The organism is Streptomyces antarcticus, from assembly GCF_026627255.1.
Lineage (GTDB): Bacteria > Actinomycetota > Actinomycetes > Streptomycetales > Streptomycetaceae > Streptomyces > Streptomyces antarcticus.
The window spans coordinates 1-11,622 of record NZ_JAPNLM010000061.1 but is presented as its reverse complement, the minus strand read 5'-3'; the positions used below and the strand labels follow the sequence as shown (position 1 = coordinate 11,622).

Below are 11,622 nucleotides of genomic sequence, written 5' to 3'. Positions count from 1 at the left end.
TCATGGACATCTCGGTGAAGACCATCGAGATCTCCCGGACCGGCCGCGACGGTCTGATCTGCAAGGACAACATCCGCGCCGACATCCGCATCTCGTTCTTCGTACGCGTCAACAAGACCGTCGAGGACGTCATCAAGGTCGCCCAGGCCATCGGTACGCAGCGGGCCTCGGACAAGGAGACGCTGCAGGAACTGTTCAACGCCAAGTTCTCCGAGGCGCTCAAGACGGTCGGCAAGCAGCTCGACTTCACCGACCTCTACACGATGCGCAACGAGCTGCGGGACCGGATCATCCACGTCATCGGCACCGATCTGAACGGCTACAGCCTGGAGGACGCGGCGATCGACTACCTGGAGCAGACGCCGCTCTCCCAGCTGGACGCCGGCAACATCCTGGACGCCCAGGGCATCCGGAAGATCACCGAGCTGACGGCGATCGAGAGCGTACGCACCAACGAGTTCCGCCAGCACGAGCAGAAGGAGCTCACCCGGCAGAACGTCGACGCCCGCGAGGCCATCCTGGAGCTGGAGCGCCGTCAGGCCGACGCCGAGAGCAAGCAGCACCGCGAGATCGAGACGGTACGGGCGCGAGAGGAAGCGGAAACCGCGCGGGTTGTGGAGGAGGAGCGGCTGCGGGCGCAGAGCGCCTTCCTGAAGACGGAGGAGCAGCTCGGTATCCAGCGGGAGAACCAGGCGCGTGAGGTGGCCGTCGCGCAGAAGAACCGCGAGCGGGTCATCGCCGTCGAGAACGAGCGGATCGAGAAGGACCGCCTGCTGGAGGTCATCGCGCGGGAGCGGGAGACCGCGCTGTCCCGGATCGCCGCCGACAAGGAGGTCGAGACCGAGAAGCGGGATATCGCCGAGGTCGTGCGGGAGCGGATCGCGGTGGACCGTACGGTCGCCGAGCAGGAGGAGTCCATCAAGCGGCTGCGGACCGTGGAGGAGGCCGAGCGGACCCGCCAGGCGATCGTCATCGGCGCGGAGGCCGAGGCGCAGGAGAAGCTGGTCAAGGACATCAAGGCCGCTGAGGCCGCCGAGCAGGCGGCCGTGCACCGGGCGGCGGAGGAGCTCACCCTCGCCGAGGCCCGCAGCAAGACGGCGGACCTGGACGCCCGTGCCAAGATCCGCCTTGCCGAAGGCATCCAGGCGGAAGCCGCCGCCCAGGGGCTGGCCGCCGTCGCCGTGCGGGAGAAGGAGGCGGACGCGATCGAGAAGACGGGCCGGGCCGAGGCCGGGGCCACGACTGCGCGGCTCAAGGCGGAGGCGGACGGCGCCCGTGAGATGGCGCTGGCCGAGGCGGTGGCCATCGGCGAGAAGCTGAAGGCGGAGGCCGAGGGCCTGACCGAGAAAGCGGCGGCGATGGCCGCCCTCGACGAGGCCTCGCGCGGGCACGAGGAGTACCGGCTGCGGCTGGAGGCCGAGAAGGAGATTCGGCTCGCCGGCCTCGACATGCAGCGCCAGGTCGCGGAAGCCCAGGCCACCGTCCTGGCGACGGGACTGGAGAGCGCCGACATCAGCATCATCGGCGGCGAGACCGCGTTCTTCGACCGGATCGTCGGGGCGATGTCGATGGGCCGCGCGGTGGACGGGTTCATGGACAACTCGCAGACCGCCCAAGTCCTTGCCGGCCCGTGGCTGGACGGCTCCGGCTCCTTCACCGAGGACCTGACGAAGGTGCTGGGCTCGGTGTCGAGTTCCGACGTGCAGAACCTGACCGTCTCGGCCCTGCTGATGAAGCTCATGCCGGCCGGATCGGGACAGCTGAACGAGCTGATGGCCAAGGCCCGACAGCTCGGCCTGGCCGACCTGCCGGTGAGTGGACTCGCGGGGCAGAACGGCGCCGCCCGGGGCGGCACCGCCAAGAGCTGACCGCCACGGGGGTGCGGTCAAACAGGGTGTGGAGCCGCCGCGGAGGGGGCGGCGGCTCCGCACCCGCACCACCATCCGTACACGAGGGAGCTGGAGCACATGGCCACGGCCACGACGATGGACGCGGGGACGTACGAGGTTCTGCGAGACCGGCTCGCGACACAGGCCGGTGAGTTGGCCCGGCGCACGGAAGCCCTCAACACCGCCCGGATCGCCGAGTTCGGCGGGACCGGCCTCACGCTCTCGGGGTCCGAGCGCCTGCGCACCGAGCACAGCCGCGTGCCCCGCGACATCGTCGCCGTCGCAGACCTACTGCTCTTCGGCTACAACGGCTCCACCGGCCAGGGGCCGGAGAAGTCCGTCGGGGACGTGCTCGCCCTGTACGACCGCGACTTGAACCCGCTCCCCGACAGCGCGGCGCCCGGCCTACTCGACGACCCCGGCTTCATCCGGGAGTTCGGCGCGCTGCACCGCTACTACCAGGGCGCGCGGCTGCTCCAGCTACGCCGCGTCGACGGCAAGCTGCTGGCCGTTTTCCAGACCGGCGAGCAGACGGAGGACATCCGCGTCCTGCGCTGGTCCCTCACCTCGGCTGGCGAGGCACGGTTCCTGGACGCGCAGGGCGAGCGCGACCATGTGTTCCCGCCCGCGCACGACGTCGAGTGGCGGGAGACCACCCGGGACGACCACATCCTCGGCCGCCACCCGCACACCTCCATCGACGGACGGCTCTTCGTCTCGACGCTCGGCGGCGCGCTCACCGTGAAGACCGAGGACGACACAGAGACCGGCGAGTGCATCTACCGTGAGCCGGTCGACGAGCCGCTCCAGTCCCTGGCGGACGCAGAGGTCGCGTACGCCACCGTGGGCACGCTGATCCTGCTCCGGATCCGCCCCTACAAGGAGGAGACCAGGCGCCACCTGGTCTTCAACACCGTCACGAACATAGTGGTCCGCCTCGACGGCATCGGCCAGTCCTGCCATCGGCTGCACGACGACGAGGGCATCGTCTTTCCCGGCGGCTACTGCCTGGCCTCCGGCACTGTGAAGACTTTCGACACGGACACGACGGACCTGGAATTCGAGAAGGGCGTCCGCTCACCCAACGGCGAGGACGTGCTGTTCACCTTCCACGCCCGCGCCGAGGGACGCGGCCTGTTGCTCTCCTACAACCTGATCCGCAAGGAGGTCGCCGCCCCCATCTCCTGCCAAGGCCATGCCCTGTTCGACGATGGCACCCTCGTCGTCCTGCGCGCCGAGGCCGCGGAGCCCGCACGCATGCACCCCGTGCAGATCTGGCAGACCCCCTACACCTCCGATACCTTCGCCTCCTCCGCGGGCAACGGCCCGCTCGCCCGCATCGGCAACGCCGACCTGGTCCGGGGCATCGCCGACTGCCTGTCCATCGCCCGGCACGCCACCGAGACCGAAGCCGGACCCTCCGGGGCGGTGTACGAGACGCTGCTCGCCGCCTGCGTCCGGGCCGCCGACCGGTACTCCTGGCTGGGTGACGCGGAGACCGGGGACCTGAGCGGCCCGCTGGCAGCCGTCAGGACGACAGCCGAGCAGGTCCTGGAGGAGGTCGAGAGTGTCCAGGTCCTCACCCGGCATGCTGCCGATGCCCTCGCCGAAGCCGCTCAGCCGATCGCCCGGTTGGTCCGCCGGATCCGCGGCGAGGCCCCGGCCACCGCCGAGGGGTGGATCGACCGCATCACCGAACTGCGCCGCTCGCAAGGCCGTTTGGTCACCCTGAAGGAGATGCGGTACGCGGATTCGGAAGCCATCGAAACCCTGGCCGGGAACGTGGAGGGCGACATCGCCTCCGCGGCCCAGCGTGCCGTGGCCTTCCTGCAGCGCGAGGATGCCTTCACCGCCTATCGCGCCGAGGCCGAGCAGCTCACCGCCGACGCCGAGGCCATCACCACAGTCGCCGAGGCCGCCCCTGTGGAGGAGCTGCTGGAGGAGCGGACCTTCGGCCTGCAGAGTCTGGTCGAGGTCGTCTCGGGCCTGGACGTCGGCGACGCGACCGTACGCACCGCCATTCTGGAGCGGATCGCCGAGGTCCTTGGGTCCGTGAACCGGGCCCGCGCCACGCTCGCCGTCCGCCGTCGAGAACTCCTCGACCGGGAAGGGCGGGCCGAGTTCGCGGCCGAGTTCGCGCTCCTGGGCCAGGCCGTCACCGGCGCCCTGGCCGTGGCCGCCACGCCCGAGGACTGCGAAACACAGCTCGCCCGCCTGTTGCTCCAGCTGGAGAACCTCGAATCGCGCTTCGCCGAGCACGGCGGCTTCCTCGGCCAGATCGCCGAGAAGCGGACCGAGGTCCACGATGCCTTCTCGGCACGCCGCCAGACCCTCCAGGACGCCCGTGCCCGGCGAGCCGAGGCCCTCGCCGACTCCGCGAGCCGAGTGCTGGAGGCCATCACCCGCAGGGCGTCGGCTCTGAACAACCCCGACGACGTCAACACGTACTTCTCCTCCGACCCGATGACCGCCAAGGTCCGCCGGACAGCGAAACAGCTGCGCCAACTCGGCGACTCCGTAAGGGCGGAGGCACTGGAGGGTCGGCTGGCCTCAGCCCGCCAGGAAGCCGGGCGCGCGCTGCGCGACCGTACGGATCTCTTCGCGGACGGCGGAGAGACCATCCGCCTGGGCCGGCACCGGTTCGCCGTCACGCGGCAGCAGGCCGAGCTGACGCTCGTACCGCACCAGGACGGCCTGGCCTTCGCCCTGACCGGCACCGACTACCGCCGCCCGGTCATCGACCCGGAGTTCGCGGCCACCCGGGCCTACTGGGCCCGGACACTGGCCTCCGAGTCGCCCGACGTGTACCGGGCCGAGTACCTGGCCGCAAGCCTGCTGGCCGAGCACGGCGCCGACACGCTCGCCGACGCCGACCTGGACACGCTCGTACGGCGGGCCGCCGAAGCCGCGTACGACGAGGGCTACGAGCGCGGAGTCCACGACCACGACGCGACCGCGATCCTGCGGGTGCTGCTGCGGCTGCGCGAGAGTGCCGGTCTGCTGCGCTACCCACCGCGCGAAAGGGCCACGGCCGCGCTGTACTGGGCCCACGGCACGACGGAGCAGGAGCGTGACTCCTTCACCCGCCGCGCGGTATCCCTGGCCCGGGCCCGCGACACTTTCGGGCTCGCGCCCGCCATCAGTGGTCTCCAGGACGAACTGGCCGAAGCCATCAACGTGTTCACGCCGCCCGGCGCTGCCGACCCGGCGCGCGCCGCCGAGTACCTCTTCGAAGAGCTGACGTCGACACCGATCGGATTCGCGGTATCGACCGCTGCCCGCACCCTCCTGGACAAGTTCCGCCGCAGCGTGGGCACGTCACCGTACGACGAGGATCTCGCGGCGCTTCCGAACCTGGCAGCACGGCGGCAGCTCGTCGAAGGCTGGCTCACCTCCTACGCGGCCGCTTCCGGCGAGGACATCGGCGAAGACGACGTCGCCGAGGCCACCGCCGTCGAACTGTGCCCCGCACTGGACCGATACGAGGCCGGCGGCACCACCACGGCCGCCGTCTCCGGTCTGCTCGGCGCCCACCCGCGGATCAGGGAACGCGCCCTCGTCCTGCGCCTGGACGACTTCCTCGCCCGCACCGCGGAGTTCGCCGAACGTGATGTCCCGGGCTTCCGCGTCTATCAGCGGCAGCGCAGCGCCCTCGGCACGGCCGAGCGTGAGCGGCTGCGGATCGACGCCTACCGGCCCCGGGTCATGTCCTCGTTCGTCCGCAACCGTCTGGTCGACGAGGTCTACCTCCCTCTCATCGGCGACAACCTCGCCAAACAGCTGGGGGCGGCCGGAGACGCCAAGCGCACCGACAGCAGCGGTCTGCTGCTGCTCCTCTCGCCTCCCGGCTACGGCAAGACGACCCTCGTGGAATACGTCGCCGAGCGACTCGGTCTGCTCTTCGTCAAGATCGACGGCCCCTCCCTCGGGCACGACACCACCTCGCTCGACCCGGAAGCTGCCCCGAACACCACCGCGCGCCGCGAGCTGGAGAAGATCGCCTTCGCCTTGGAGGCGGGCAACAACGTCCTGCTCCACCTGGACGACATCCAGCACACCTCACCGGAACTGCTCCAGAAGTTCATCCCGCTGTGCGACACGACCCGCACGCTGAACGGCCACGACCTGCGCGGCAAACGTTTCGCCGTCTGCATGGCCGGCAACCCGTACACCGAATCCGGGCAGCGCTTCCGTGTCCCCGACATGCTCGCCAACCGCGCCGACGTGTGGAACCTCGGCGACGTTCTCACCGGCAAGGAGGACGCCTTCGCCCTGAGCTTCGTCGAGAACGCCCTCACCTCGAACCCGGTCCTTGCCCCGCTGGCCGGACGCGACCGCGCCGACCTCGAACTCCTCGCACAGCTCGCCGCCGACGACCCCACCGCCCGCCGTGACCGCCTCACCCACCCGTATCCGCCTGCCGCACTGGACAGGATCCTTGCCGTACTGCGCCATCTCTTCACCGCCCGGTCAACGGTCCTCGCCGTCAACAGCGCCTACATCGCCTCTGCAGCCCAGAGCGACGCGAGCCGCACCGAGCCGCCCTTCCAGCTCCAGGGCTCCTACCGAAACATGAACAAGATTGCCGCCCGGATCTCCCCGGTCATGAACGACGCCGAGCTGGACGCCGTGATCGACGACCACTACACGGCAGAGGCCCAGACCCTCACCACCGGAGCCGAAGCCAACCTCCTCAAACTCGGCGCCCTCCGCGGCACCCTGACCCCACAACAGGCAGCCCGCTGGACCGAGGTCACCATCTCCCACGTCCGCACCCAGGCGCTCGGCAGCACCGACGACGACCCGCTCACCCCGGCGGTCGCCGCCCTCGGCCTGCTCGCCGACCGGATCACCGCCGTGGAGAGCGCCATCACCCGCGCGACGATCCCCCCACGCGGAACCGCCCTCCCGGGCGGGCGGCACGCGTCCCGGGAGGAGCACGGTCCACGACCGTGAACACGGCTCCCTGAGGCAACAGGAGGAACGGGCATGGCAAAGCGAGTGCGTGCGGCGATCGAGGACACCTGGATCCGCTGCCTGATCTGCCAGAGCGACGAGTTCCGCAGGCGGGAGGTCAAACTCAACAGCTTCGGCTTGGAGTTCCTGAAGCTCGCCTGGGCCGACGAATCTGCCACCGGACTCATCTGCCTGGAGTGCGGCTACGTACACCTCTTCGTGAACCGGAAGATCCGGCTGTACCGGGTCAGGCAGTGATGCGAAGCCTCACCGAGAAGGTGGCGCACCAGTTGCCTTCTCGCACCGTGTCGGAAGCGACGTCCGGAGGGTGACCGTCCGTGCCTCGGGCGCCAGCCGGTCCTGCGGACAGCCACCACCGGGGTGAGGCGGGGCGGCGGGGCAGGTGATCGCAGGCGCGGAGGACCTGACGACCGTCAGCCGACGCCACCGAAGCGCTATTGAACGCCGGAGTGACGCCCGTGGTCCCGCGCGAAGGCCTCGCATACCTGGCGCGCAGTGCCCCCGGTGCGCAGGAAGCGCTCGTCAAGAGTGACGGCCAGGTCGTCCAGCGCGGCCCGGAGCACGGCCGCGGACAGCCGGACATCGGGGTGGCGGGCGCCGGCGGCCTGGTCCGCCAGATTCGCCGCTCCGGTGATCTGGCAGGCGAGGGAGGTGCGGTCGTCGCCGTCGTAGAAGTAGAAGTAGGAGGACTCGGCGTACTGCTGGAAGTCGACGGAGATCACGGCCCCTGCGGCCGCGAGGCTGTCGATGATCGCGGCGCCCGGCGTCCGCGTCGATCTGCTCGGTGGTGGGGTGGGTGCAGGCGAGGTGCGAGAGCCGCAGGGCGAGGGCGCGGCGGCGGCCAGGGCCGGGTAGATGCCGAGGGTCCAGGCGACCGTCCCGCTCAGGAGGGCGAAGCCCACGAGGGCCTCCATGGGGGCGAGGAGGCGCAGCCATCCCGCGGTGGGCGCGATGCCGCCGAGGCCCAAGGCGGAGACGTGGACCAGGCGGAGCGGCGGCGCGGGGTCAGGGGCGAGGACACCCGCCACAGGGCCGTCATCACCAGACGGCTGAGACCCACACCTTGGTGGCACCCCACCCGCCATGGGGGAACACATCGCGCAGCACGATCAGCACCAGGACGGCGCCCGCAGCGGTGATCAACCAGATCATCCGGCTTCCTTTCCCGCTCTTGTCCGCCCCGGCTTCCCGGTTCCGGAGATCGCGCCGACCGGTGTCCACACCCCGACCTGTTCGCTCAGGGGAACCTCAGATCCGGATAACGATCGCATTACCGACCCTTGGGGCAGAGGCCCGGTACCCGCGGCAGTGACGTGCGTCACTAAAGACGTCATAAAGACCGTGCTATGAATGCGCAACTCCGTTTCGGCACCGCCCCTCGCCGAACCACGGAGTGCCGGCTCGCACCGGCTCTGCACGGCCAGGGAAGACACGGTCCGAGTCCGCGGACCGAGACGCCAGGGTCGCTGATCGGACAGCAGCGTTCGCTCCACGCCCGCCCGCACTCACACCGCCGCACCGCACTGCGCCGGTTCTGCGCCATCGAGGTAAAGCCTGATGTCACTCGACACCATCACCAACTCCGTGGACGAAGCCGTCAGCGGATTCTTCGAGCCCATCGCCAAGTGGCTCGGGGAAATCGTCTTCTACTCCGTCCCGGTGGGCGGCACCCAGATCCCCCTGATCGTCGCCTGGCTCGTGGTCGCCGGCCTGGTCTTCTCCAGTTGGTTCGGCCTCGTCCAGATACGCAAATTCCGCCTCGCTGTGGACGTCGTGCGCGGCAAGTACGACGAGAAGGGGTCGGCTGGCGAGGTCAACCACTTCCAGGCGCTGACCGCGGCCGTCTCCGGCACGGTGGGCCTGGGCAACATCGCCGGTGTCGCCGTCGCCGTATCCATCGGCGGTCCGGGCGCGACGTTCTGGATGATCCTCTGCGGTCTCCTGGGCATGGCGACGAAGTTCGTCGAGGTCACGCTCGGTGTGAAGTACCGCGAGGTGCACGCCGACGGCACGGTCTCCGGCGGCCCGATGCACTACCTGCCCAAGGGCCTGGGTGACCGGTTCGGCGCCAAGGGCCTGAAGCTGGGCAAGGTGCTGGGTGTCCTCGCCTCCGCGATGATCCTGTTCTTCGGTCTCTTCGGCGGCAACCTCTTCCAGGTCAACCAGTCCTACGCCCAGCTCGTCTCCGTCACCGGCGGCGAGAGCGGCATGATGGGCTCCTCGGCCGGCGCGCTGTTCTTCGGCATCCTGATCGCCGCGATCGTCGGCATCGTGCTCCTCGGCGGCATCCGCTCGATCGCCTCGGTGACCAGCAAGCTGGTCCCGGCGATGGCCGGCATCTACATCGCCGCCTGCCTGGTCGTCATCCTGGTCAACGTCTCCGCGGTGCCGTCCGCGATCTCCTCGATCATCGAGGGCGCCTTCAACCCGCAGGGTGTCGCCGGTGGTGTCCTCGGCGCGCTGATCGTCGGCTTCAAGCGGGCCGCGTTCTCCAACGAGGCCGGTCTCGGCTCCGCGCCGATCGCGCACTCCGCGGTCAAGACCAAGCACCCCGCGAGCGAGGGCCTGGTCGCGCTGCTGGAGCCGTTCATCGACACCGTGGTCATCTGCACCATGACCGCCCTGACGATCGTCATTGCCAACCCGGCCAGCTGGGCCGAGGCCCGCAAGGACGGCGGCGTCGGCGGCGTGACCATCACCTCCGACGCCTTCGGAACGGTCCTGCCCTGGTTCCCGTACATCCTCACCATCGCGGTGATGCTGTTCGCCATCTCCACCGTGCTGACCTGGGGCTACTACTGCATGAAGGCCTGGACGCACCTCTTCGGCCGCAGCAAGGCCAGCGAGCTGACCTTCAAGGTCTTCTACACCCTGTTCGCCGTCGCCGGCTCGCTCCTCACCCTGCAGACCCTGATCGACATGGCCGACGCGGTTCTCTTCATGCTCGCCGTCATCAACATCATCGGCCTGTACCTGCTCGCCCCCGTGGTCAAGCGGGAGCTGGACAAGTTCCTCGAGTTCGTCCGCCGGCGCGACGCCGGCCTCGAGACGGACGCCGACGCGGAGGCAGATCAGGAGCCGGTGAAGACCACCGTCTGACCGCCCCCGCGGCCCGGCTCCTGAGCGGGCTCGTCCACACCTCGCGCCTTGGTGTGTACGAGCCCGTTTGCTTGCGTTTCAGCAGGTGGGAACCCCTCTGGCGGTATCCGGACATCTCCCATAAGGTGTAAAGAACGCGTCAAGGGGGCAGCCGAGCTGCCGATGACGCGCGGTGTGCCGGGAAGTCTGGTCGGCGTCCTAGGGGCCGTGTGCCCATTTTCAGCCGACGCCCCGGAAGGCCATCCCCGTGAGTGACCCGCGCCCTCGCATCGTGTTCGGGCTCATGCCCTGGCCCGAACGCCAGGCCATCGCCTCCGCCCTGCGCACCGAAACCGTCGGCGGACTCGTGCTCCTCGCCGCCGCCGTCATCGCGCTGATCTGGGCCAACACCCCCTTCAGTCACGTGTACGAAGCGATACGCGACTTCCACTTCGGCATACCAGCACTCGGCCTGGACCTGTCCGTCGGGCATTGGACCGCCGACGGACTCCTCGCCGTCTTCTTCCTCGTCGCCGGCATCGAACTCAAACGAGAACTCGTCGTCGGCGAGCTGCGCACCCCCGCCACGGCTGCCCTGCCCGTCATCGCCGCGGTATGCGGCATGGCCGTGCCGGCTGCCCTGTACGCACTGACCGCGGGCCTCGGTGGCGGCAGCCTGGATGGCTGGGCCGTGCCCATGGCCACCGACATCGCCTTCGCGCTCGCCGTCCTCGCCGTCATCTCTACCCACCTGCCCTCCGCCCTGCGCGCCTTCCTCCTCACCCTCGCCGTCGTCGACGACCTCGGCGCCATCCTGATCATCGCCGTCTTCTTCACCAGCGACCTGAACCTCTGGGCGCTCGGCGGAGCCTTCGCCGGCCTCGCCGTCTTCTACCTCCTCCAGCGCTACCGGGTCCGCGGCTGGTGGTGGTACGTACCGCTCGGCATCGCCATCTGGGCGCTGATGTACAACGGCGGCGTCCACGCCACCGTCGCCGGCGTCGCCATGGGCCTCATCCTGCGCACCACCCGCGACAAGGGCGAGAACGCGTCCCCCGCCGCCCGCGTCTCCCACCTGGTACACCCGATCTCCGCGGGTGTCGCCGTCCCCCTCTTCGCCCTCTTCGCGGCGGGAGTCAGCATCTCCGGCCCCGCACTGGCCGCGGTGTTCACCAGCCCCGAACCACTCGGCGTCGTCATCGGACTCGTCGTCGGCAAGATCCTGGGCATCTTCCTCGGCACCTACCTCGCCGCCCGCTTCACCAAAGCCGAACTCAACCCCGACCTCGCATGGGCCGATGTCCTCGGCCTCTCGGTCCTCGCCGGGATCGGTTTTACCGTCGCCCTCCTGATCGGGGAACTGGCCTTCCCTGGCGCGGTGGTCGGTGAGCACGTCAAGGCCGCCGTATTGGTCGCCTCCCTCACCGCGGCCGTGCTGGCCGCCGTCCTGCTCCGGCGCCGGAACAAGGTCTACCGGCGCCTGTACGACGAGGAGACCCTCGACGCCGACGCGGACGGCATCCCCGACATCTACCAGCGCACCCTTGCGACCGGCGCCAACGACTGACGCGAAGGAGAGGGCGGGTGGCAGCAACGCTCCTGGGGTTGGCGATCGTCGTCGCAGTCCTCGTGATCAGGACAGCGGTCACCGAGCTGCGAGAACCCGGGGCCGGGCGTC

The 11,622-nt window shown here is 69.7% G+C and carries 6 protein-coding genes; 5 read left to right on the top strand and 1 reads right to left on the bottom strand.

Annotated elements, in window-relative coordinates:
* The 3 genes from OTB16_RS38595 to OTB16_RS38585 all read left to right on the top strand — a co-directional run.
* Positions 1-1,868 (top strand): flotillin family protein (locus OTB16_RS38595; protein ID WP_267727536.1); only part of this gene is annotated, 1,868 nt, incomplete at its 5' end.
* A gap of 99 nt (positions 1,869-1,967) precedes the next feature.
* Entirely contained in the window at positions 1,968-6,845 is a 4,878-nt protein-coding gene (locus OTB16_RS38590; protein WP_267727534.1) for a DNA repair ATPase, read from the top strand.
* A gap of 33 nt (positions 6,846-6,878) precedes the next feature.
* Complete coding sequence (locus OTB16_RS38585) at positions 6,879-7,103, top strand: hypothetical protein (protein WP_267727532.1); 225 nt, start codon at positions 6,879-6,881, stop codon at positions 7,101-7,103.
* Positions 7,104-7,300: 197 nt separating this feature from the next.
* Here the strand turns inward: OTB16_RS38585 and OTB16_RS38580 are convergent, their stop codons facing one another.
* Positions 7,301-7,894, bottom strand: coding sequence for a hypothetical protein (locus OTB16_RS38580; protein ID WP_267727530.1), 594 nt, complete (start codon positions 7,892-7,894; stop codon positions 7,301-7,303).
* Positions 7,895-8,423: 529 nt separating this feature from the next.
* Here OTB16_RS38580 and OTB16_RS38575 point away from each other — a divergent pair.
* Positions 8,424-9,965, top strand: a complete 1,542-nt coding sequence (locus tag OTB16_RS38575) for an alanine/glycine:cation symporter family protein (RefSeq protein WP_267727528.1) — start codon at positions 8,424-8,426, stop codon at positions 9,963-9,965.
* Positions 9,966-10,248: 283 nt separating this feature from the next.
* Positions 10,249-11,511, top strand: a complete 1,263-nt coding sequence (gene nhaA, locus OTB16_RS38570) for a Na+/H+ antiporter NhaA (protein ID WP_420717885.1) — start codon at positions 10,249-10,251, stop codon at positions 11,509-11,511.
* Positions 11,512-11,622 lie beyond the last annotated feature (111 nt).